General features: G+C 60.2%; 17 protein-coding genes. 6 read left to right on the forward strand and 11 right to left on the reverse strand.

Annotated features, from left to right (window positions below; all coding sequences use genetic code 11):
- Positions 1-254 precede the first annotated feature (254 nt).
- The 7 genes from QMX84_RS19360 to QMX84_RS19390 form a co-directional block, all read right to left on the reverse strand.
- Positions 255-1,829, reverse strand: coding sequence for an ABC transporter ATP-binding protein (locus QMX84_RS19360; RefSeq protein WP_282364549.1), 1,575 nt, complete (start codon positions 1,827-1,829; stop codon positions 255-257).
- The gene (locus tag QMX84_RS19365) at positions 1,822-2,853 is read right to left on the reverse strand and encodes an ABC transporter permease (RefSeq protein ID WP_278937608.1); all 1,032 of its coding nucleotides are present in this window, start codon (positions 2,851-2,853) and stop codon (positions 1,822-1,824) included. The genes QMX84_RS19360 and QMX84_RS19365 overlap by 8 nt, the downstream gene beginning before the upstream one ends.
- Entirely contained in the window at positions 2,853-3,923 is a 1,071-nt protein-coding gene (yejB, locus tag QMX84_RS19370; protein WP_282364550.1) for a microcin C ABC transporter permease YejB, read from the reverse strand. Before yejB ends, QMX84_RS19365 begins: the two co-directional genes overlap by 1 nt.
- Positions 3,910-5,760: an extracellular solute-binding protein gene (locus QMX84_RS19375; RefSeq protein ID WP_282364551.1), complete on the reverse strand. Its 1,851-nt coding sequence runs from the start codon at positions 5,758-5,760 to the stop codon at positions 3,910-3,912. The genes yejB and QMX84_RS19375 overlap by 14 nt, the downstream gene beginning before the upstream one ends.
- A gap of 17 nt (positions 5,761-5,777) precedes the next feature.
- Positions 5,778-8,132: a TonB-dependent receptor gene (locus QMX84_RS19380; protein ID WP_282364552.1), complete on the reverse strand. Its 2,355-nt coding sequence runs from the start codon at positions 8,130-8,132 to the stop codon at positions 5,778-5,780.
- 88 nt (positions 8,133-8,220) lie between these two features.
- Positions 8,221-9,171, reverse strand: a complete 951-nt coding sequence (locus tag QMX84_RS19385) for a FecR family protein (protein WP_282364553.1) — start codon at positions 9,169-9,171, stop codon at positions 8,221-8,223.
- Complete coding sequence (locus tag QMX84_RS19390; RefSeq protein ID WP_048387037.1) at positions 9,168-9,680, reverse strand: sigma-70 family RNA polymerase sigma factor; 513 nt, start codon at positions 9,678-9,680, stop codon at positions 9,168-9,170. The genes QMX84_RS19385 and QMX84_RS19390 overlap by 4 nt, the downstream gene beginning before the upstream one ends.
- Before the next feature lie 437 nt (positions 9,681-10,117).
- On the opposite strand from QMX84_RS19390, the gene QMX84_RS19395 reads away from it, so the two are divergent.
- Complete coding sequence (locus QMX84_RS19395) at positions 10,118-10,906, forward strand: IclR family transcriptional regulator (RefSeq protein ID WP_153335198.1); 789 nt, start codon at positions 10,118-10,120, stop codon at positions 10,904-10,906.
- Positions 10,907-10,918: 12 nt separating this feature from the next.
- Here the strand turns inward: QMX84_RS19395 and QMX84_RS19400 are convergent, their stop codons facing one another.
- The gene (locus QMX84_RS19400) at positions 10,919-12,400 is read right to left on the reverse strand and encodes a class I adenylate-forming enzyme family protein (protein ID WP_282364554.1); all 1,482 of its coding nucleotides are present in this window, start codon (positions 12,398-12,400) and stop codon (positions 10,919-10,921) included.
- A 2-nt stretch (positions 12,401-12,402) separates the two neighbouring features.
- Positions 12,403-13,428, reverse strand: coding sequence for an alcohol dehydrogenase catalytic domain-containing protein (locus QMX84_RS19405; protein WP_282364555.1), 1,026 nt, complete (start codon positions 13,426-13,428; stop codon positions 12,403-12,405).
- Between the two features lie 146 nt (positions 13,429-13,574).
- On the opposite strand from QMX84_RS19405, the gene QMX84_RS19410 reads away from it, so the two are divergent.
- From QMX84_RS19410 to QMX84_RS19425, 4 genes are all read left to right on the forward strand, one after another.
- Positions 13,575-14,276, forward strand: a complete 702-nt coding sequence (locus tag QMX84_RS19410) for an enoyl-CoA hydratase/isomerase family protein (RefSeq protein ID WP_048387026.1) — start codon at positions 13,575-13,577, stop codon at positions 14,274-14,276.
- Between the two features lie 92 nt (positions 14,277-14,368).
- Positions 14,369-16,873, forward strand: coding sequence for a TonB-dependent receptor (locus tag QMX84_RS19415; RefSeq protein ID WP_282364556.1), 2,505 nt, complete (start codon positions 14,369-14,371; stop codon positions 16,871-16,873).
- 6 nt (positions 16,874-16,879) lie between these two features.
- Entirely contained in the window at positions 16,880-18,244 is a 1,365-nt protein-coding gene (locus QMX84_RS19420) for an MFS transporter (RefSeq protein ID WP_282364557.1), read from the forward strand.
- Positions 18,237-19,421 (forward strand): acyl-CoA dehydrogenase family protein, encoded by a 1,185-nt coding sequence (locus QMX84_RS19425; protein ID WP_282364558.1) that lies wholly within the window; start codon positions 18,237-18,239, stop codon positions 19,419-19,421. The genes QMX84_RS19420 and QMX84_RS19425 overlap by 8 nt, the downstream gene beginning before the upstream one ends.
- Positions 19,422-19,517: 96 nt before the next feature.
- On the opposite strand, the gene QMX84_RS19430 is transcribed toward QMX84_RS19425, so the two are convergent.
- Positions 19,518-20,177: a M24 family metallopeptidase gene (locus tag QMX84_RS19430; protein ID WP_282364559.1), complete on the reverse strand. Its 660-nt coding sequence runs from the start codon at positions 20,175-20,177 to the stop codon at positions 19,518-19,520.
- A gap of 93 nt (positions 20,178-20,270) precedes the next feature.
- Positions 20,271-21,092, reverse strand: a complete 822-nt coding sequence (locus QMX84_RS19435) for a helix-turn-helix transcriptional regulator (RefSeq protein WP_048387062.1) — start codon at positions 21,090-21,092, stop codon at positions 20,271-20,273.
- A 76-nt stretch (positions 21,093-21,168) separates the two neighbouring features.
- Between QMX84_RS19435 and QMX84_RS19440 the strand changes: the two genes are divergently transcribed.
- Positions 21,169-22,407, forward strand: coding sequence for an MFS transporter (locus QMX84_RS19440; protein WP_282364560.1), 1,239 nt, complete (start codon positions 21,169-21,171; stop codon positions 22,405-22,407).
- Positions 22,408-22,448 lie beyond the last annotated feature (41 nt).

Genomic DNA, 22,448 nt, shown 5'->3' on the forward strand with positions numbered 1-22,448 from the left:
CCTACGCCAAACTTCAACATCTCCCACCCTCTATTTTCATGCCCTACGTATTCCCCCCTTACTCCCCCACCGCGTTCACCGCTACCCTTGCCCGCACGTAATGGCTCGAACACGCACAGGATTTAATGGACGCTTCTTCACTCCCACTCGCAGCACAGGCCAGCCAGGATAAAGCCGGCAACGGCTGACGCGTTCAGGTGATTGACCGTTCGACTATTTTGGCCCGGTAAGCGCCGCGCACCTCGCTGAGTTGCTCAAGCAGCCCCGGTAAACGCCGCCGCCAGTAACTGCTGGGTGTAGGGATGCTGCGGCGCGTCAAAGATGGTCTGTGTCGCGCCCCGCTCCAGCACTTGCCCGTCCTTGATGACCATGATGTCGTGGGCCAGGGCGCGGACCACCGCCAGGTCATGGCTGATAAACAGATACGTCAGCCCGTGTTCCCGTTGCAAACGGCGCAGTAACTCGATGATTTGCTTTTGCACGGTTCGGTCCAGCGCCGAGGTCGGTTCGTCGAGCAGCATCAAGTCCGGCTTGAGCACCAATGCACGGGCAATGGCGATGCGTTGTCGCTGGCCACCCGAGAATTCATGGGGATAGCGGTGGCGCACCGCCGGATCCAGCCCGACTTCTTCCAGCACGCTGATTACCGCAGTCTCACGCTCCTCTGCCGTGAGGTCGGTGTGTACGCGCAAGCCTTCGGCGATGATTTGCAGCACGCTGAGGCGCGGGCTCAAGCTGCCATAAGGATCCTGAAAGACCACTTGCATACGTTTGCGCCACGGGCGCATTTGCCGGGTATCGAGGTTCTCCAACGCTGTGCTGTCAAACTGGATCGAGCCCTGGGCCTCGATCAATTTGAAGATCGCTTGCCCCAAGGTCGACTTGCCGGAACCGGACTCACCGACAATCCCCAGGGTGGTGCCCTGACGCACGTTCAAGTCGATGCCTTGCAACGCCTGCAAGTAAGTTCGACGCCAGAACGGCCCGCCCAGCGCAAAGCGCACAGCCAGTTTGTGCACCTGCAAGAGGTTCGCTGAAGACGCTACCGGCAGCGGATCTCTGCCGGGTTCGGCATCCAGCAACTGCCGCGTGTAGGGGTGCTGCGGATGCGTAAACAGGTCGTCGCAGCGGGCCTGTTCGACCACCTCGCCGCCGCGCATCACCGCCACCCGCTGGGCGATCTGCCGCACCAAGTTGAGGTCATGGCTGATAAACAGCATCGCCATGCCCATTTGCTGCTGGAGATCACGCAGCAGCAGCAAAATCTTGCGCTGTACAGTTACATCCAGCGCTGTGGTGGGCTCGTCAGCAATCAGCAATTGCGGCTCGCAGGCCAATGCCATGGCGATCATCACCCGCTGCCGCTGGCCGCCGGACAATTGATGCGGGTAGGCCTTTAGCCGTTGCGCCGGGTGTTGAATACCCACCCTGTCGAGCAGCTCGAGAATGCGCCGCCCAATAGCGTGCCCATCCAGTGCAGTGTGCAGCCGCAGGGTTTCGCTGAGCTGACGCTCGATGGTGTGCAGCGGATTGAGCGAACTCATGGGCTCCTGAAAAATCATCGCCACCTGATTACCGCGCAGTTTTCCCAATCGGGCCGCATCCACCCCCAGCAACTCCTCACCGCACAGCCGGATGCTGCCTTCGGTTTGGCTGCTGGCCGGTAACAATTGCAGGATCGAATGCGCGGTCACTGACTTGCCGGAGCCGGACTCACCCACCAGCGCCAGGCATTCGCCGCGCCGTATGTCCAGGTCAATGCCACGGACCACCGGCTGCCCGGCAAAACTGACGCGCAAGTTACGAATTTCGATCAATTGCTCAGACATTGGCAGCTCTCGGATCAAACGCATCACGACTGGCTTCGCCGATAAACACCAGCAAACTCAGCAACAACGCGAGGGTAAAGAACGCAGTCAACCCCAGCCAGGGCGCCTGCAAATTGTTTTTGCCCTGACTGATCAACTCGCCCAGCGACGCGCTGCCCACCGGCATGCCAAAGCCCAGAAAATCCAGGGCCGACAAGGTGCCGATCGCGCCGGTGAGGATGAACGGCAAATAGGTCAGGGTTGAGGTCAAGGCATTGGGCAGCACATGGCGCAGCATCACTTCAAGGTTACTCAGGCCCAGGGCGCGCGCCGCTTTCACGTATTCCAGATTACGCCCGCGCAGCACCTCGGCCCGCACCACGTCAACCAGGGTCAGCCAGGAAAACAGTGCCATGATGCCCAGCAACCACCAGAAACCCGGCTCGACAAACCCGGAGAGGATGATTAGCAGGTACAGCACCGGCAATCCGGACCAGATTTCCAGCAGACGCTGACCCAACAAGTCGACCCAGCCGCCGTAATAGCCCTGCAACGCACCGGCGCAGATGCCGATAAAGCTGCTGATCAGGGTCAGCGCCAGGGCAAACAGCAGCGACAGGCGCACACCGAAAATCACCCTGGCCATCACATCCCGCGCCTGATCGTCTGTGCCCAGCCAGTTTTCCCCACCCGGCGGGCTGGGGGCGGCCGTGCGCAGGTCGTAGTTGACCGTGTCGGCACTGAACTCAATCGGCGGGAACAGCATCCAGCCGCCCTGCTGCTTGATCATCTGGCGAAAATAAGCGCTGCGGTAGTCCGGCTGAAACGGTAGTTGGCCACCAAACTCCTGTTCGGTGTAACGCGACACCGCCGGGAAATACCAATGCCCCTGGCTGACCACCAGCAGCGGTTTGTCATTGGCCAGCAACTCGCCGCCCAAACTGGCGGCAAACACCGCCAAAAAAATCCACAACGACCAATAGCCTCGGCGATTGGCCTTGAAACGCTGCCAGCGGCGCTGGTTCACAGGAGACAGACTCAACATCAATAGCGCCTCGTCGAGAAGTCGATTCGCGGATCAATCAACCGATAACAGAGATCACCCAGCAGTTTGATCAGCAAACCGAACAGGGTAAAAATGAACAGCGAGCCAAACACCACCGGGTAATCGCGCGAGACCGCCGCGTCATAGCTCATGCGGCCCAGGCCATCGAGGCTGAACACCACTTCAATCAGCAATGAACCCCCAAAAAACACGCTGACCATGGCTTGCGGCAATCCGGCGACCACCATCAGCATCGCGTTGCGCAACACGTGGCCGTACAGCACCTGCCGCTCCCCGGCGCCTTTGGCCCTGGCGGTGATGACGTACTGGCGCGACATTTCATCGAGAAAGCTGTTTTTGGTGAGCATGGTCAACGTCGCAAAACCGCCCACCACCAGCGCTGTGACCGGCAAGACCAGGTGTTTGAGGTAGTCCAGCACCTTGCCGGCGGCGGATAGCGAGGCGAAGTTTTCGGACACCAGTCCGCGCAGCGGAAACCAGTTCAGGCCACTGCTACCGGCGAACAACAGGATCAGCACCAAGGCGAACAAAAAGGCCGGTAAGGCGTAACCGATGATGATCGCCGCGCTGGTCCACACATCGAAGGCGCTGCCATGGGCGACGGCCTTGCGGATACCCAAGGGGATCGACACGCCATAGGTAATCAGCAAGGCCCAGAGGCCGAGCGAGAACGTGACCGGGAGTTTTTCCGCAATCAAATCAGTGACTGTTGCCCCCCGGAAAAAACTGCTGCCGAAGTCCAGATGGGCGTATTGAGTGACCATCAGCCACAGTCGCTGCAAGGGCGGTTTATCGAAGCCGTATTGGCGCTCGATGTCCGCGACCAGACGCGGATCAAGCCCATGGCTGGTCGCTGAGCCGGAGGTAACGTCCATGGTTTCAACGTGCCCGCCGCCTACCGCGGAACCACTGCCCAGCCCCTGCAAGCGGGCAATGGCCTGCTCCACCGGGCCACCGGGGGCGGCCTGCACAATGGCAAAGTTAACCAACAGGATGCACAGCAAGGTCGGGATAATCAGCAACAAACGTCTCAGGCTATAAACCAGCATGGTTTTGCTCCTGCTGGCTTTGCATCTGCACGTTGATCAATGGCTGCGCGCTGACTTGCCACCAGGTGTCCAGGCCGGCGTCGTAAATCGGCGCAGTGGCAGGTTGGGCAAAGCGGTTCCACCACACCGAGCCGGTGCCGCCACTGTAGAAATTCGGCACCCAGTAATAACCCCACTGCAACACCCTATCCAGCGCCCGGGCGTAGGTGATCATGGTGTTGCGGTCATTGGCCTTGGTCAGGCCACCAATCAGTTGATCCACCACCGGGTCTTGCAGGCCCATGTAGTTGTTGGAGCCGGGATTTTTCGCCGCTGCCGAGCCAAAGTAATTGAACAGCTCACGCCCGGGGGACGCGGACACCGGGTAGTTCGCCACAATCATGTCGTAGTCCCGGCTGCGCAGCCGGTTAATGTATTGCGCAGCGTCGACCGTGCGGAAATCCAGGGTCACGCCGATCTGTTTGAGATTACGGATATAAGGCAAGACCAGCCGTTCGTAACCGCTGCCGCTGTTGAGAAACGTCAGGCGCAGGGGTTTGCCCGCCGCATTCACCAACTGATCGCCCTGAGGGCGCCAGCCGGCGGCTTGCAGCAGGGCCAGCGCCTGTAATTGCTGGTCGCGGATGATTCCGCTGCCATCGGTGGCAGGCGGGTTAAAGACCTGGGTGAAGACCTCTGGCGGCAGTTGACTGCGCAGCGGCTCCAGCACCTTGAGTTCGTCGGCGTCAGGCAGGGTTTTGGCTGCCAGTTCGCTGTTGGAAAAGAAGCTGCGCTGACGGTGATAGGCGTCATACATCAGGCTGCGATTGGTCCATTCAAAGTCCCACAACAAGGCCAGGGCCTGACGCACGCGGCGGTCGGCCAAGATCGGGTTGTCGAGGTTGAACACAAACCCCTGAGTACCTTGAATGGCCAGGGGCGCCAGACGTTTTTTTTGCAAGCGCCCGTCATTCAGTGCTGCGCCGTTATAGGCGGTGGCAAATTGCGCCGAAGAACCGACCGTATTGAAGTCGAACACCCCGGCGCGCAAGGCCTCGACATCGACGCTGCCGTTATCGGCAAAGTATTCGATGCGCACCTGATCAAAGTTGTACTGGCCACGGTTGACCGGCAGGTCGGCGCCCCACCAGTCCGGCACCCGCTGCAAATGCACACTGCGCCCAGGGTCAACCTTGACCACGCGATACGGCCCACTGCCGGGCGGGATATCAAAACCGGCGCCATTGGCAAAGTCGTGCTCACGCCACCAGTGCGCAGGCAGGACCGGCAAAGTCGCGATGTCCAGCGCCAGAGTGCGGTTATCGCTGCCGACGAAGTCAAAGCGCACCTGCAATGGCGACTCGACCACCACCTTGGCGACGTCGGCAAACTGAATGCGGTACTTCAGTTTGCCGTGGGTGGTCAGTTGCTCGAAGGTGTAGCGCACATCGTCGGCGGTGATGGGCGCGCCGTCGTCAAACCGGGCCTGCGGGTTGAGGGTGAAGCGGATCCAGCTGTGGTCCGGCGCCAACTCCATGCTCTGCGCGACATCGGCATACACCGTGTAGGGTTCATCTTTCGAGCGCTGGGCCAACGGCGCATAAAGCCAGCCATCGAGTTTGTCCACGCCCTGCCCCTTGTCCACATACGGCAGCAAATGATCAAAGGGCGATGTCTGCCCGGACAGGCTGAAGCTCCCGCCTTTGGGGGCATCGGCCTGCACATAGTCAAAGTGCTGAAAATCGGGCGGGTATTTCGGCGCTTCGCCGTAAACCGTCAGCGCCTGTTGTGGCTGGGCATGCGCCAGCGGCGCGCACAGCAACAGCAGCCCTGCACAGTATGCGAGTCGTTCAAACATGGTCGGCGTCCGCTGCGTTAAAGGTCGAAACTGACGTTAAGCGACAGCGTGCGCGGGGCACCGACGAAGATGTAATCCGAAGACAGGATGCCCCAGTACTTGTGGTCGGTCAGGTTGTCGACCGCGCCGCGCAAGGTCACGTTGTGGTTGTCGACCTTCAGGCGATAGCTCGCACCAACCCCGTACAAGGTGTATTCCGGCAACTTCCAGGTGTTGTTGTCATCGGCTTCGGAAGAGCCGGTGTAATGGGCGTCGGCATAGACTTTCAGGCCTTCGATCCCGGCCACCTTATGGCTGACTTGCAGCACTTGCTGGAAGCGCGGCACACCGGACACCCGATTGCCCACCAGGTCGTCTTCGTTTTTGGTAAAGGTAGCGTCCAGCCAGGTTGAACTGCTGCTGAGGGTGGTGTTATCGGTCACGTCGAGGTGCCCGTTGAGTTCCACCCCTTGGTAGCGCTGCTCGCCGTCCTGCACGTAATAGTTCTGGCTATTGCCGTATTCCGCGCCGCGTTCAATACGGAAAATCGCCGCCGAGCCGCCCCAGTTTTTACGATCGGTTTTCACCCCGACTTCGTATTGCTTGCTCTTGATCGGGTCGAGCACTTCGTTGGCATTTTTGTAAGTGATGCCCGCCGTGCCGCCCGACTCAAGGGCCTCGACATAACTGGCATAGAACGTGGTGTCCGGGCGCGGCTTGTACATCAGCGCAACCGTCGGCGTCAGCGGCGTTTCGTGGTAAGTCGAGGTACGGCTGCCGCTTTTACCGTAGGTGTCCTGGGTGTAATCGGTGAGGCGCAGGCCGGCCAGCAGCGACCAGCCGTGGGTCAGGTCCAGGGTGTCGCTGGCAAACACGGCGCGCTGATCGATGTAGGCCGTGCGGTAAGTGGAGTAATCGAAGCTGCCGTCATAGGTCAGACGGTCCGGGGTGTCGTAAAGGTTGTTGCCACCGATATCGGCACTCAGGTAATTGAGGCTAGAACGTCGGGTCAGGCCTTGCCATGACACGCCAAACACAGCTTTGTGGTCAATCGGTCCGGTGCTGAAGCTGCCTTGGGCCATCGCCTGCACCTGGTCATAAATCGCGATACTGTGGCCGACGTTCAGGTTGTCCCGAAAATTACCGGCCTTGTCCAGCAGCGACATCCATTCAGCGGCGTACACGCGCTTGTCGCTGAAATGGCTGTAATCCACGCTGGCGGACCAGTCCGGGGTCACGTTCCAGTGCAAGCCGGTAGCGGCCAGCCAAATGCGCGACTGGAAGAAGGTGTCGTCAAAGGCAGACAGATCGGTGCGGCCACTGATGGGCTTGGGCAGTTTATCGCCGGCATAGCTACTGAGGTCGAAGTCTTGAATGCCGCCATTGATGCGGCGTTCCTGGTACAGCGTGTCGGCGGTCCAGGTCAGGTCGGGGGTAATGCGCGCATCGAGCGACAACGACGCCGAGTCGCGGTGCACGTTGGAATGGCTGTAGGTTTCACCTTCTTCGTGCACGGCGTTCAAGCGATAGCCAAACGTGTCGTCCGCCCCGACCCGGCCGCCCGTGTCCACATGCTCGCTGTACACGCCATTGGAGCGCATGCCCGCGTCGACACTCAGCGTGGTCTCGTCAGTCGGCTTTTTGGTGACAAAGTTGATCACCCCGCCCGGCGCACCAAACCCGTACATAAAGCCCGAAGCGCCCTTGAGCAACTGCACGGAATCAAAGGCCTCCAGCGGCAGTTCGACGGTGGTCATGTAAATCGGCAGGCCGTTGATCTTGTAGCTGCCGCCGTCATCCAGCGGCAAACCGCGCACGCTGATGGAGTAAGCGTTCAGCGAAAAGGTATCGCCGTTGGACACCACCGAGGTGTCTTCGGAAAACACCTTGCCCAGCGCCTTGATCTGACGCTCTTCAATCTCGGCACTGCTGACCTGGCGCGTCGAAAATGGCGTATCCAGCTCACTGGCACTGCCCAGCGCCCCGGCAATGATCTTTGGCTGCTCAACCTTCTGCCCGGTGACGGTCACGGTTTTCAGTTGTGGAGTGGTTGAGTCGGTTGGGGCATCGGCTTGCACGCTCAAGCCAATATCGCTCTGTACCCGGTGCAGTCCGGTGCCGCGCAGGGCCTGGTCGATGGCTTCGCTGGCAGTCAGATCACCGCTGACCGGCGCGCTTTTCAAACCGTGCAGCAAACGCTGCTCGAAAGAAATAGGCACCGCGCCCTGACGCGAGATGGTCAGCAATACTTGATCCAGCGGCCCGGTTGGCAACTCGAAATGCGCAACCTTGCCTAGCGCCTGGCCATCGGCCCATGCCGTGCTCAAACCGGCGCTGCCGACAATGCTCAATGCCACACCCAACGCCAACCGCGAAGCCCTTACGTAGCCCATACCCTGCACCTCATTTATTGTCTGATGCAGGTATGTGAAACAGCGCGGGGAAATTTATAGGGGGGGCAGCAAAAATTTTTAAAAGAATTTAAACCCGTGGCTCGATGCTGACCCAAAACGGGGTGTGATAGCGCACTGTCACGGGCAAGGAATGCTCCAGCAGTTGCAAGGTGCGGTCACTGTCATCGAGAAAATACAGGCCGCTGATGCGCAAGCTGGCTATCTGCGGGCTAAGCACGATGATCCCGCGGCGATAACTGCGCAGACGCTCGACCACATCGGCGAGCGAATTGTCACGCACCTCCAGTTGGCCATCGACCCAGGCGTTTTCGTAGCCGGTTGCAGGGGCGACACTCAGGCTGTTTTTGCCATCAAACGTGGCACTTTCACCGGCTTTTACTATCTGTAGAAGCCCTGAGCGCGTGGTGATTTCAACCTGCGAGTGCAGCATGACGATGCGGGTTGAATCGTCGCGGCGCTGCACCACAAACCGGGTGCCCAGGGCCCGCATCCGGCCATGCTCGGTTTGCACCACAAACGGCCTGCCGGCATCCCGGGCCACATCCACCAACAGCTCACCGCTGCGTAACAGCAACAAACGCTCCAGCGCATCAAAGTGCACCTGCACCAGGCTGCGCGCATTGAGGGTCAAGGCGCTGCCATCGTCCAAGGTCAACGAACGGCGCTCTGCGGTGCCGGTCAGCAACTCTCCGGGCAATGCCACCAGCCCGTAAAACCGGCCAAGCCCCAGGCTCAACGCGCCCACCCCGACCACGGACAAGGTTTTGCCCAAAAAGCGCCGGCGACTCGAAGGGCTGTTGAGACTGCTCATCAGGCTCTGACGCGGAATCGCCCGCAGCGCATCCACCGGCAAACGGCCCAGACCGCCACCCATACGAGCACACACCTCGGCGTGTCGCGGGTCACTCTCTCGCCAGGCCGCAAACGCTTGAAACTCCTCAGGGCTGGCATGCCCGGACTGCACCAGCGCCATCCATTGCGCGGCTTCGTTGATCACACGGCTGTCGATCGCACTCATGCTTCATCCATTACGGTGTAGATCCTTTTGAACGCTTGCACCATGTACTGCTGCACGCGGCTGACCGACACACCCAACTGCTGGCTGATCTCGGTGTACGTCATGCCGTCGAGCTGGTGATAGAGAAACGCAGCCTTGGCGTTTGCCGACAACCCATTGAGCAAGCGGTCGACGGTCAGCAGCGTCTCGATAATCAGCGCTTGCTCTTCAGGTGACGGGTGAACATTGCCGACTTGGGCGGCCATGCTTTCGCGATAAGCCTGCTCCAGATCGCGCCGACGCCAGCCTTCGTACATCAGGCGCCGTGCGATCGTCGTCAACAGCGCGCGAGGTTCGCGCACGGTAAACACATCACGCAGGCCCAGCACCTGCACAAACGTCTCCGATGCAATGTCCTCGGCGCCATGCGGGCACCCCAAATCCTTGCCTACCCTGGCACGTAACCAACGGTATTCGCTTCTAAACCATTGGCCGATCAGCAGACTGCGGGATTTATGATCGACATCCATGGATGACTCCAAACGAAGCAAGGTCAGCTGCCCGAAAAAGGGGGCCACTATGCTCCGAGCGGATAAAAACCCAAAAGAACAAAAAAACGTGATTTATTCCTGAAAAGAATAACTACACGTTTCGACAGGTTATTTAGGGTATAGGGAAGTATCTTGGCCTTGAGCTGACGAAGGCTGCGATCTTTTGAAGTGGCGTCAAATCCACATGGCACCCCGCAAAGGGTAATCACCGTTCTTCGTTGCTTAGCCACACAGGTCAGTATCGGGATATTTCAAATGCCAAGATCAAAAGTTCGCAGCCTTCGGCGGCTCCTACGGATTACCTGTTGGTCCGTACCCTCTATTTTTCATCCCCCACGCATTCCCCCCTTTCTCTCCCACCGCGTTCACCGCTACCCTTACCCGCTCGCAATGGCTCGAACACGCACAGGATTTTAATGGACACTTCTTCACTCCCACTCGCAGCACAGGCCAGCCAGGATAAAGCCGGCAACTGCGGACGCGTTCAGGTGATTGACCGTTCGATTGTCTTGCTCAGGACGCTGGCCCGGCTCAAGCAAGGCGCGTCGGCGCTGGAGTTGGCCAAGCTGACGGGGATTGATCGCACCACGATCCATCGTCTGCTCAAGACGCTCAATCACTGGAATCTGATCGAGTCGCACGCCGGTACGTACCGGATCGGCGCCGAGTCATTAATTTATTCGTCGGCTTATCTCAATCGCCTGAACCTGCGCAAGATCGCCCTGCCGTTCACCATTGAGCTGCAGCGTGTGATCGGTGACTTGCAGGCCATTGTCTCGCTGTCGATTCCGGTGGGTGATGAGGTGGTGTTGATTGAGCGGATGTGGACGCCGTCGACGCCGCTGAACGTGATTGTCGATCTGGCGGATCAATTCCCTATCGACGGCAGCCCCAGCGGACGGGCGATTCTGGCCACTTACAGCGCCGATCAGGCCCACGGTTTGCTCGGTGAAGAGCGTTGGCAACGGATTGATCCAGCCTTGCAAAAGATCCGCAGCGAGCAGGACTTTGCCTTCGGCCACGAAGAGTTCAAACCGGGCTTGCACTCGATTGCCTACCCGATTCGCCCCGCCAACGGCCATGCCGTCGGGGCGCTGGTCATCGCCGGGCTGGCCATGGAAGAACAAACCCACCCCGGCTCTGAGCTGGCCAGCCATTTGCGCCGTACCTGTCAGGGCATTGCTGCGCAAATGGCGCCCAACTAACACTACGCGCGCTCAGCCAAGCTGCTCAAGCAACCGGTTGAGCTGGATCTTGCCGTAGTGCGAACGCGGCAAGGTCTCCACGAAGTACACGTGGCGCGGCACTTTGAAACGCGACAGCACCTGCTGGCAATGGCTTTGCAGTTGCTCACTGGAAGGCGCAGCACCGGGTTTAAGCACGACTGCCGCGCATACCCGCTCGCCCCACTCCAGATCAGCTTGGCCAAACACATGGGCATCCGCCACCTGCGGATGGTTCAGCAGGCACTCGATGACTTCACCCGGCTGGATGCTTTTACCGCCACTGCGGATGATTTCCTTGCTTCGGCCCATGACCTGCAAATAACCATCAGCGCGGATCCGGCCCAGGTCGCCGCTGCGCAGCCAGCCCTCTTCCAGCACCTGCGCAGTCAATTCGGGCTGCTGCCAGTAACCCGCCATTAACTGCGGACCCGCCAGCATGATTTCACCCATGCCCTGGTCATCGGGCCGGTCGATTCGTAACCCCGCAGCAAACACCGGGCGCCCGACCAGCCCTTCGGCGCTCTCACCGTCGCGGCGCAACTGACCCATTTGTGCGGCCGACAAATAGCAGGTCCAGGGGGCTTCGGTCATGCCGTACAACACACTCAAGCGCGGCCCGAACAACTCACAGGCATCGTCCAGAACCGAAGGCGCGATGGCGGCTGCGCCGATGTCGATGCTCTTCAACACGCTCAGGTCCGGATAAGCCAAACGAGGCTCACGCAGAACCCGCAACAACTGGGTCGGCACCAGCGAACTGAAGGCCGCACGGTGCTGCTGCAACTGGCCAACAAAGGTAGAAGCATCAAATCGCTCAGCCAGCACCAACTGCCCACCACTGAGTACATGGGCCAGCAATGCCACCGCCGCAATCGGCCACAGCGGCCGCACGTTCAGCAGCACATCACCGGGCAACGCCGCGCGGGCCATGACGATGTTCTGCAACACCGCACACAGGCTGGCGTGGGTGTGCATCACCGCCTTCGGCGCGCCGGTGGTGCCGCCGGTGTAGTTCAACGACGCCAGCTCCGTGCGCGCCCGGGCAACCCGCAGCGGTGCAGCGGCGGCCATGCCAGGAACACTCACCGCGTCCAGCGGCAGGCAGACCACGCCCTGCTCCACCAGTGCAGCCGCCACGTGAGCATGGCCTTTGCCGAACAGCAGCAAACGCGCGCCGGCATCCTTGATCTGCGCCAGCAATTCGCCCGGTGCCAGCGACGGGTCCAGCGGCACGCGGACCCGGCCGTGGGCCATGCAGCCGTAATCGGCCAGCAGATAGTTCAGGCTGGTATCAGCCAACAGGGCAACCCGCTCGCCCGTACCGACGCCCAACTCAACCAGCCCGGCCGCAAAGTCATCAAGGGCCTGATCGAGCTCGGCAAAGGTCAGTTCACGGGCGCTGCGCAGGTCTTTGATCGCCAGCGCCTGCGGCCATTTGCGGGCAGCCTGGGTAAACAGTGTGCTGATGTCCATGCTCACCACCCACTGAGGACGATGCGGCCATTGACCTGCCGTTTTTCGAGCAAGGCGTGGGCCTGAGCCACTTCGGTAAACGGCAGCACCCGGTCGATCAAAGGCCGGACCTGACCGGCCTCGATCATTGCCAACGCCGTGCGCAAATCCTCCAGCGTGGCGCTGCCGGAGCCAAGCAGGCTCAGGCGTCGGCCTATCAACAGCCCCGGCGACACCGGCACTGTGCCCGGCTGCACATTGCCCAGCACCACCACGCGCCCGCCCATCGCCATGCTGCGCAAGGTGTCGTGCAAGGTGTGGCCGACGTTCTCCATGGCCACGTCGACACCCTGGCGCCCGGTCAGTTGCCAGACGGCGGCGCTGTAGCCTTCGCTGCCCGCCACCACCACGTCATGGGCGCCTAAGGTACGCAAAAAGTCCACTTTGTCAGCGCTGCCAGTCACTGCAATCACCCGCGCGCCCAGCGAGCGCGCCAGTTGTAATTGATGCGCACCCAACCCGCCGCTGGCGCCGTTGATCAATACGGTTTCACCCGGTTTGAGCTGTGCTTGCGACACCAGCGCACGCACGCTGGTGGCGATCGGGCAACACGCCAGGGCGGCATCGGTATAGCCAATACTGTCCGGCAATTGCACTGCTGAAGCCGCAGGTACGCGCAGGTATTCGGCATACGCGCCTTCGGTGTCGACAGAGGGCAAGCCTAAAGCGCGGCACAAATCCTGGCGTCCACGCAAGCAGTCACGGCACTGCCCGCAAAAACGTCGCTGGTACACCACCACGCGGCTGCCGACTTTCAAGTGATGCACTTGGGCACCTACTTCAACCACCTCGCCCGACACTTCATGACCGAGCACCACACCGGTATGCGCCCCCGGCAACTTGCCGGCGCGGTGCATCAAATCGTGATGACACACACCAGCGGCTTCGATGCGCACCAGCACTTCATGGGTGTCTGGCTGTGGCGTCGGCACCGTCTCAAGCTGCAACTGCTCGGGGCCACCGAAATCTTTTAGAACGATTGCTTTCATCTTTTATAACCATATGGAAGTACATAAGAATATGTTCATATAACAAACACATTGTTTGTATTGTGCACATGATTTAAGTTTTGCTCACTTTGACGCAGAGCTCAAGTGGCAATGCGTTTTCCTTAAAACGACACTGAATCGAAGCCATGACTGTCGAGTACGAAATAGTTGAAGACGGCGTTTTACTGGTCACGCTCAATCGTCCGGAGCGCTTGAATGCCTTGAACGGTGCTGCCAAATTGGCCCTCGCGCAGGTCTGGCAGCGTGCGCAAGACGACTGCGCAGTGCGCGCCATCGTGCTGCGCGGTGCCGGTGAGCGGGCCTTTTGCGCCGGTTCTGATCTCAAGGAAATTGCCGCCACAGGTGAGACTGTCAGCACACAGGTACTGGCCAATTCGCTGCCCGGCGTGGGCACCCCGTTGACCAAGCCAGTGATCGCCGCGTTGCAGGGCCATACCCTGGGCCTGGGCATCAGCCTGGCGATTCATTGCGATTTCCGTATTGCCCGGCACGACACCCGCTTCAGCTTTCCCGAAGTCGGTCATGGCATGCTCTCTGGTTTCAGCACCATCACCCTGCCCAGCCTGATCGGCGAAGCGGCGGCGCTGGATATCATGCTCAGCGCACGCCCGTTCGATGCCGCGCAGGCACTGGAACTGGGGCTGGTCAATGCTGTGGTCGACGATTCCATCGCCGCCGCGCTGGACCTCGCCCGGCGTCTGGCAGCCCATGACTCACGCGCCATGCAATGGACCAAACGCTTGCTGCTGGCCGATCGCAACAACCGCCTGCAACAGCATCTGGCTTTGATCGACGAGGCCCGAACCGACGTAATGCAACCTCACTGACAGCCCCTAACACTTACTCGCCACCACGACCTGTCAGGAACACCCACCACCAGGAATGGAAAGCGGGCGCCAATCATTTTTGGAGCCTCACCATGTTTCGCCCACGTAAAAATTTCCGCCCCAAGCTGAGCCTGCTGACCGTCGGGATTCTCGGTCTGTATGCCAGCCAGCCTGCGCTCGCCGAAGAGTCGAGCATGCCTTCACTGCAAACCGTGGTGGTGACCGGCGCCCGTGACGGCGGCCGCACCGTGGCCAAGAGCCTTGCGCCGATTGACGTGATCAGCGCCGACGATTTGATGCGTTCGGGCAAACAAAACCTGCGTGATGCATTGGCTGCCGCGGTGCCGTCGTACACCAATGCCGCCGGGTTTACCGGTGGCACCGGCTTGTCAGTGAAGTCCGCCACGTTGCGCGGACTGGGCGGCAACCATGTGTTGGTGCTAGTGAACGGCAAACGCCGCCATACCACCTCGCTGATCTTCGTCCAGACAGCGGCCACGGCCAGCGGCCAGTCGCCCACCGACCTGGACCTGATCCCGATTTCGGCGGTCGATCACATCGAAGTGCTGCGTGACGGCGCGGCAGCGCAATACGGCTCGGATGCGATTGCCGGGGTGATCAACATCATCCTCAAAAGCAACAGCTCGGGCGGCAGCGGCAGCGCCCTGTACGGCCAGTTCAAAGACCGCGTGGGCGGCAAAGGCAACTTCGGCGCACGCGGTCAGGCGTCGGTGAACCAGGGCTTTGAACTGCCCAACGATGGCTTTTTCAGCCTGAGTGCCGACCTCGGCATTCAAGACAACTCCAACGTGGCCGGTGCCGTACCGGCGCGCACCCGCATCTATTTCCCGGTCAACGGCCAGCCTGACCCACGGGAAAACGGCGAGAGTCGCTACCGCCAGATCATGGGCCAGCCGCGCTCGCAAACCTATAACCTGGCCTACAACATGGAGTTGCCGCTTAACGCGGACTACACGTTGTACTCGTTCTCCACCGCCAGCCATCGCAACTCAGAGAGCTGGGGCACCTACCGCACCGCCAGCTCACCGCAAAATATCGTCTCGGTGTACCCGGACGGTTTCTCGCCGCGCTTTGTGGTCGAAGAGGATGACTTCCAGACCGTGGTGGGCCTGCGCAACGACAACCTGTTCGGCTGGAAGTGGGATCTGAGCACCAGCTTCGGCCAGGACAACGCCAACATCCGCAATGAGAAGTCGATCAACCCGTCTTTCGGGCCCGACAGCCCGCGCAACATGGACGGCGGCAACCTGATTGCCAACCAGTGGACTAACAACCTCGACCTGACCCGCGCCTTTGACACCGGTCTGTTCGAGAAACCGTTGAACGTCTCGACCGGCCTTGAGTTCCGTCGCGAAGGCTTCGAGATCCAGTCCGGCGAACTGGCTTCTTATGGCGACGGTGGCTACGTGTTCCCGGTCGGCAGCCCGTTGGCAGGCCAGCGCCCCAACCCCGGTGCACCGGGCCTGACCGGCTTTACCCCGGCGGATGCGCATAACTATTCGCGCACCAACACCGCAGGCTACGTCGACTTCAGCCAGAGCCTGACCGACAAGTGGGATGCCAGCGTGGCCGGGCGTTTTGAGCATTACAGCGACTTTGGCGACACCGCCAGCGGCAAGCTCTCGACCCGCTATGCCTTCACCCCGCAATTTGCAATGCGCGGCACGGTGAGCAACGGTTTCCGGGCACCGTCCTTGCAGCAGGAATACTACTCTTCGTCGCTGACAGCCTGGCGCGCCAACACCCTCACCGGGCAACTTGAACAGAACGTGACGCGCTACGTTACCGTCGATGATGCGGCCGGCCAGGCCTTGGGCGCCAAAGCACTGAAGCCGGAAAAATCGATGAACTACAGCGTCGGCTTTGTCGCCACGCCAACCTCCAACCTGGACATCACCGTCGACCTGTACCAGATCGACATCAACAACCGCATCCTGCAAACCAGCAACCTGCAAGGCCCGGCCGTGTCCAACCTGCTGGCAAGCAAAGGCCTGGACCCGAACCAGATCGTCTCGTACTTCGGCAACCTGGCCGACACCCGCACCCGCGGGATCGACCTGGTGGCCGACTACCGCTACGACTTCGGCCAGTACGGCAAGGTCAAGTGGACCTTGCTCAGCAACCAGAGCTTGCAGACCGTGCGCAAAGTCAAGGAACCCGCCGCACTGGCCGGCACCGGCGTGACCGCCGTGGGCCGCGACAAGATCGGCAACCTGACCAGCGCCTACCCGAAAAACGTCACCTCGTTGAACACCGCGTGGCAACTGGGCGACTTCGACGTCAACCTCAAAGAAACCCACTACACCGGCGTCACCGGCCTGAACCAGGTGTCGCCGACCCGCGACGAAGAAATCGACCCGGCGTTTATCACCGACCTGAGCGTGGGCTACTGGCTGAGCGACGCGGTAAAGCTGACCGTGGGCGGCGAAAACATCTTCAACCGTCGCCCGCAGCAGCTTAACGACGAAGCCAAAAAGTACTACTTCGCCCCCACCGACAACCCGACCTACAGCTGGTACTCACCCTATGGTCTGGACGGCGCGTACTACTTCGCCAAAGTCGACGTGAGCTGGTAAGTGCCCATGAATCCGCCCATTGCCTCGCCCGTCACTCACTCCTCGCCGCATGCGGCCGAGGGTTTTGATCAGGCCCTGTACCGCAAGCTTGCCTGGCGGATCATGCCCTTTTTGTTTCTGTGTTTTGTGCTCAATTGGCTGGACCGGGTCAATATTGGCTTTGCCCACCTGCGCTTCAAAACCGACCTGAATATCAGTGATGCCACCTTCGGCATCATTGTCGGGGTGTTCTCCATCGGCTATTTGCTGTTCGAAATTCCCAGCAACTTGCTGCTGGAAAAGATCGGCGCCAAAAAGACCATGACCCGCATCATGATCCTGTGGGGGCTGGTGACCGTGGCAACGACTTTTGCCCAGACACCCGCGCAATTCTATGTGCTACGCGTGCTGCTGGGCGCGGCCGAGGCGGGGTTTTTCCCGGGGGTGATCCTGTACCTGACGTACTGGTTTCCGGCCAGTCACCGGGCGCGGATCACCTCAAGGTTCATCATGGCGATTGCCGTGTGCGGGATTATCGGCGGCCCGCTGTCGACGTCGATCATGAGCCACTTCGACACCGTGGCCGGGTTCCACGGCTGGCAATGGCTGTTCGTGTTGACTGGCTTGCCGCCGATTCTGGCCGGGCTGTTCGCCTGGTACTGGCTGGACAACCGCCCGGCCGACGCACGCTGGCTCAGCCAGGATGAAAAACGGCGCATCGAGCAAGCGTTGGCCGAGGAACGCGGGCGCCGCCAACCGGGCGGCCATCAGCATTTTCTGGGTGCACTTAAAGACCGCAAAGTCTGGTTTATCGTCCTCGCCTACTGCCTGACCATCATGAGTACCGGCAATGTGACCAACATCTGGGCACCGTCAATCATCCGTGACTCGGGCATTACCAGCCTCAGCCAGTTGGGCCTGCTCTCAGCCCTGCCCTACGTCATCGCCGTGGGGGTGATGCTGCTGGTGTGTCGCCACTCAGACCAGCATCAAGAACGGCGCTGGCACTTCACCGTGCCCGGTCTGCTGGCGGCGCTGGCCATGTTGATCTTGCCGCAATGCCTGAGCAGCCCGACCGCAACCGTGGCGACGATGATCCTGATGACCACCGGCTACCTGAGCGCCACGGCAGTGTTCTGGACCATCCCTACGTACTACCTGTCAGACCGGGCAAAAGCGGCGGGTCTGGCCATGGTCAATTGCTGCGGGCAAATCAGCAGCCTGCTGACCCCGATCATGATCGGCCAGATCAAAACCGCCACCGGCGACATTCGCCTGGCCCTTTATATCGTGGCGGCCATGGTCGCCAGCGGCGCCTTGATCCTGTTCTTCGGCGTACCGCGCAAAGCCTTGCGCGACGCCCCTTCAACCCTGGAAAAAACACATGACTGACTACGTCGCCCTGGCCACACAACTGGCTGCGCAGATCCAGCCCGGCGCTGCCCAACGCGATGCCGAGCGAACCCTGCCCCACGAACAAATCGAGTTGATCCGCCAGTCAGGGCTGGGCGCCGCACGAGTGCCCGTCGAACTGGGCGGTGGCGATATCAGCCAAGTCGATGTAGCGCGGATTTTCATTACCCTGGCCAAGGCTGACCCGTGTGTGGCCCAGGCCATTTTTCCGCACTTCGCCACCGTCGAGCACCTGCGCCTGATCGCCAACCCGGAGCAACAGGCCCGTTACCTGGGGGCTTTCGCAGACCGCCAGCTGTCATCGGGTGCGATTGCCGAGCGCAGCGGCACTTTTCGCGGTGAGATCCACACCCGTCTCGAACATCGCGGCGAGCAACTGATCCTCAACGGCAGCAAGTTCTACAGCACCGGCTGCCTGTTTGCCAACCTGCTGAAAATCCAGGCCGTGGACGAGACCGGCGCCGCACTGTACGTCATGCTTGCGGCCAATACACCGGGCATCACCCTGCTCGATGACTGGGACGGCATGGGCCAGCGCACCACGGCCAGCGGCAGCACTCTGCTGGAAAACGTGCAGGTAGCGCCCGAACAGGTAATCCCCTTGAGCCAGTGGTATCAACGGCGTAATTACATTGGCGCCAGCGCGCAACTGATCCATTGCTCTATCGACATCGGCATTGGCCTGGCAGCGCTGGACGATGCGGTGTCATGGGCGCGCAACGGCTCACGCCCGGTGCGTGAAAGCGGTGTGCAGCGGGCCAGCGATGATCCGTACATTTTGCACACCATTGGCGACCTTGCCGCCTCCATCCACGGCGCCGAAGCGCTGGTTGAGAAAGCCGCAGCGGCAGTCGACTTCGCTGCCCGCAGCCAGTTACAGGGCCTGCTGCAAGGCGATGAACTGGAAGCGGTCCTGGCGAAGGCCTCCATCGAAGTGGCCCAAGCAAAAATCGCTTCAACCCGTGCGGCGCTGCATGTGTGCGAGCGTTTGTATGAAGTCGGCGGCGCAGCCACCACGCAAAGCCTGCACAACTTCGATCGCCATTGGCGCAACGCCCGTACCCATACCACCCATGATTCGCTGGCTTACAAATACAAGGCGATTGGCGAGTTCCTGCTCAATGGCCGCCACCCGCCGATAGCGTTTACGTATTAAGCCCTGATTGGCCCCTGTAGGAGCGAGCTTGCCTCGCGATCTTTAAACGATCAAAAGATCGCGAGACGAGCTCGCTCCTACACAGGGTTGAGTCAATCAGGCCAGCAGATCTTCGTAGAAGGCACCGTAGGCTTTGCTCGGGTGGGCGATCTGGATTTCCAGAATCCACAGCCCTTTATTCGGGTAATGATCAAAGTCACCCAAGTCACCGCCCCGGTGGATGGCGTGAGGGAAGTCGCTGACACGGTGGCCCTTGATATCAAGGTTCAGCACCCAGCCCATGTCCTTGGCCTGCTCTTGGGCGTAGCGGTACAACTCAAGCCCCGCCACCTGCTCGTTCTTCCACTTGGCCTGCACCCGCTCAAACAACGTTTTGGCTGCTTCAGCGCAGGCTTTCATTTCAGGATCGTTGCCCGTCACGAAGGTTTCACCGGCATCACCTTCGTGCCCTTCCCAGACCGCTCCCATGTCGATAAAGAAAATATCGTTTTCACCCAGCACCGGGTCGCCATCAGAGCGCTGTTTGAAGGTTTTCAGGGTGTTGGCACCAAAGCGCACCAACAACGGGTGCCAGATGCGCTGCATGTCCAGATCCGCCAGTACCTGCTTGCCCAGCGCCACGGCTTCGGTTTCGTGCATGCCGGGTTTGATCAGCGCCGACAGCGTTTCGATGGCCTTCCAGGTATTCGCCTGGGCGCGACGCATGGCGTCAATGTTATAGATGGGGCCTACGGCCTCTTTGGGTTGTGCACTCACGGTCAGGTCCTGTCTGTGCGGAAGAATTCGCTGTAGCGCGAACTATATAGCGATCTCTTGAACGAGCAAAAGGTCGCACCTGCAGCACCGTAGTTATTTGAAGAAATTGCTCGGTGTTTTGCCGAATTGCTTTTTGAACATGGTGGTGAATGCACTGGGGCTGTCGTAGCCCAATGACCCGGCGACATCGATGATTTTCTCGCCGACGGCAATTCGTTCCAACGCCAGTAGCAACCGCGATTGCTGGCGCCATTGGCCAAAGGTCATGCCGGTTTCCTTGTGAAACAGCCGCTGGATGGTTTTTTCATCCAGCGCCAACCGGGCACTCCAGTCGGCCAGGGTCGAGCCGTCGCCAGGGTCACGCTGCAACACGCTGCAAATGCTCTGGATGCGCGGGTCGAGCGGCTGCGGCAGGTGCAGCGGCAGCACCGGTAAAATCGCCAGTTCATCCAGAATCAGCTTCATGATCCGGTCTTCTCGCGAGTCGGCCTCGTAAGGCGCACGGATGTCGACTGAGGCCTTGATCAGTTCACTCAACAGCGCCGAAATACTCACTGCACGGGTCTGGGTCGGCAGTTGTGCCACCACCTCAGGCCGAACATACACGCTGCGCATTTTCAGCGGGCCAACGCATCGCACCGAGTGCACCTGACCACAGGGCATCCAGATGCCACGACTGGGCGGCACCGTCCACTGGCTTAACGCCGAGTGCACCACCATCACCCCTTCAATGGCATACAGCAATTGATGCTTGGCGTGGGAATGCGGCGCGATAACCCAGTCGGCCGGGTAATCGGTAGCGCTACAGCTAACTGTCCAGTGCGCTTCATCGACCTCAAGCAGAAATTCTTTCAGCGGTTTGATCATGATTCCCTTTTTGCGACAGTGAGCGCCCGAATTGCGCGAGACAGGCAATTTCGCGAAACCTAGGATAGCCGCTGGTTTGCCTGCGTGCATCCAGTGTCCTTACTCCCTGCCCGGATGATCTTCGATGTCTATAACAAGTACGAACCCGGCGGCTACCAGCAGCCCCAGCAGCAGTCCCAGTGCCTCAGTCAGCAGCCAGTCCAGCCCGTTGGTCATGCGCGTGATCGCCGCGTGCGCGCTAGCCCACCTGATCAACGACCTGATTCAAGCCGTGCTGCCGTCGATTTACCCGATGCTCAAGGCCAACTATGACCTGAGCTTTACCCAAATCGGCCTGATTACCCTGACCTTCCAGCTCACCGCTTCGCTGCTGCAACCGGGCGTCGGCTATTACACCGACCGCCACCCCAAGCCGTGGCTGCTGCCCGCGGGCATGGTGTGCACCTTGATCGGCATTTTGATGCTGGCGTTTGTCGGCTCGTTCACCTCAATTCTGGTGGCATCGGCGCTGATCGGTGTTGGCTCATCGACCTTTCACCCCGAGACTTCGCGGGTTGCGCGGCTGGCTTCGGGCGGGCGTTATGGCCTGGCACAATCCACCTTCCAGGTCGGCGGTAATGCGGGCAGCGCCTTCGGCCCGTTGCTGGCAGCGGCCATCGTCATCCCTTACGGTCAGGGCAACGTAGCGTGGTTCGGCCTGTTCGCGGCCTTTGCCATCTTGATCCTGTTCGGCTTGAGCCGCTGGTACCGCCACCACCTCAACCTGTTCAAGCTCAAGCAAGGCAGCGTGGCCACCCACGGTCTGTCTAAAAAACACGTGACCGGTGCCCTGGTGGTACTGGCGTTGCTGGTGTTCTCCAAGTACTTCTACATGTCCAGTTTCACCAGCTACTTCACTTTTTTCCTGATCAAAAAGTTTGACCTGTCGGTGGCCAGTTCCCAGTTGTATCTGTTCCTGTTCCTCGGCGCAGTGGCAGCGGGCACCTTCTTTGGCGGCCCGATTGGCGACAAGATCGGGCGTAAAGCGGTGATCTGGTTCTCGATACTCGGCGCTGCACCGTTCAGCCTCGCGCTGCCCTATGTCGACCTGTTCTGGACCGGCATCCTGAGCATGATCATCGGCTTTATTCTGGCCTCTGCGTTCTCGGCCATCGTGGTGTATGCGCAAGAACTGGTGCCGGGCAATGTCGGCATGATCGCCGGGGTATTCTTCGGTTTGATGTTCGGCTTTGGCGGCATCGGCGCGGCCTTGCTCGGGCACTTGGCGGACATTCACGGCATTGAGTACGTGTATTCGCTGTGTTCATACCTGCCGTTGCTGGGCATTTTGACCATTTTGTTGCCGTCAACAAAAAAGGTTTAATGCTCATATAAACCTCCGTAGGAGCGAGCTTGCCTCGCGAT

Source organism: Pseudomonas sp. PS01297, assembly GCF_029959305.1.
Lineage (GTDB): Bacteria > Pseudomonadota > Gammaproteobacteria > Pseudomonadales > Pseudomonadaceae > Aquipseudomonas > Aquipseudomonas helleri.

Excerpts from the sequence above, each read along its gene's own strand:
- QMX84_RS19360 (WP_282364549.1), bottom strand. The coding sequence starts at position 1,829 with ATGTCTGAGCAATTGATCGAAATTCGTAACTTGCGCGTCAGTTTTGCC.
- QMX84_RS19365 (WP_278937608.1), bottom strand. The coding sequence starts at position 2,853 with ATGTTGAGTCTGTCTCCTGTGAACCAGCGCCGCTGGCAGCGTTTCAAG.
- yejB (WP_282364550.1), bottom strand. The coding sequence starts at position 3,923 with ATGCTGGTTTATAGCCTGAGACGTTTGTTGCTGATTATCCCGACCTTG.
- QMX84_RS19375 (WP_282364551.1), bottom strand. The coding sequence starts at position 5,760 with ATGTTTGAACGACTCGCATACTGTGCAGGGCTGCTGTTGCTGTGCGCG.
- QMX84_RS19380 (WP_282364552.1), bottom strand. The coding sequence starts at position 8,132 with ATGGGCTACGTAAGGGCTTCGCGGTTGGCGTTGGGTGTGGCATTGAGC.
- QMX84_RS19385 (WP_282364553.1), bottom strand. The coding sequence starts at position 9,171 with ATGAGTGCGATCGACAGCCGTGTGATCAACGAAGCCGCGCAATGGATG.
- QMX84_RS19390 (WP_048387037.1), bottom strand. The coding sequence starts at position 9,680 with ATGGATGTCGATCATAAATCCCGCAGTCTGCTGATCGGCCAATGGTTT.
- QMX84_RS19395 (WP_153335198.1), top strand. The coding sequence starts at position 10,118 with ATGGACACTTCTTCACTCCCACTCGCAGCACAGGCCAGCCAGGATAAA.
- QMX84_RS19400 (WP_282364554.1), bottom strand. The coding sequence starts at position 12,400 with ATGGACATCAGCACACTGTTTACCCAGGCTGCCCGCAAATGGCCGCAG.
- QMX84_RS19405 (WP_282364555.1), bottom strand. The coding sequence starts at position 13,428 with ATGAAAGCAATCGTTCTAAAAGATTTCGGTGGCCCCGAGCAGTTGCAG.
- QMX84_RS19410 (WP_048387026.1), top strand. The coding sequence starts at position 13,575 with ATGACTGTCGAGTACGAAATAGTTGAAGACGGCGTTTTACTGGTCACG.
- QMX84_RS19415 (WP_282364556.1), top strand. The coding sequence starts at position 14,369 with ATGTTTCGCCCACGTAAAAATTTCCGCCCCAAGCTGAGCCTGCTGACC.
- QMX84_RS19420 (WP_282364557.1), top strand. The coding sequence starts at position 16,880 with ATGAATCCGCCCATTGCCTCGCCCGTCACTCACTCCTCGCCGCATGCG.
- QMX84_RS19425 (WP_282364558.1), top strand. The coding sequence starts at position 18,237 with ATGACTGACTACGTCGCCCTGGCCACACAACTGGCTGCGCAGATCCAG.
- QMX84_RS19440 (WP_282364560.1), top strand. The coding sequence starts at position 21,169 with ATGTCTATAACAAGTACGAACCCGGCGGCTACCAGCAGCCCCAGCAGC.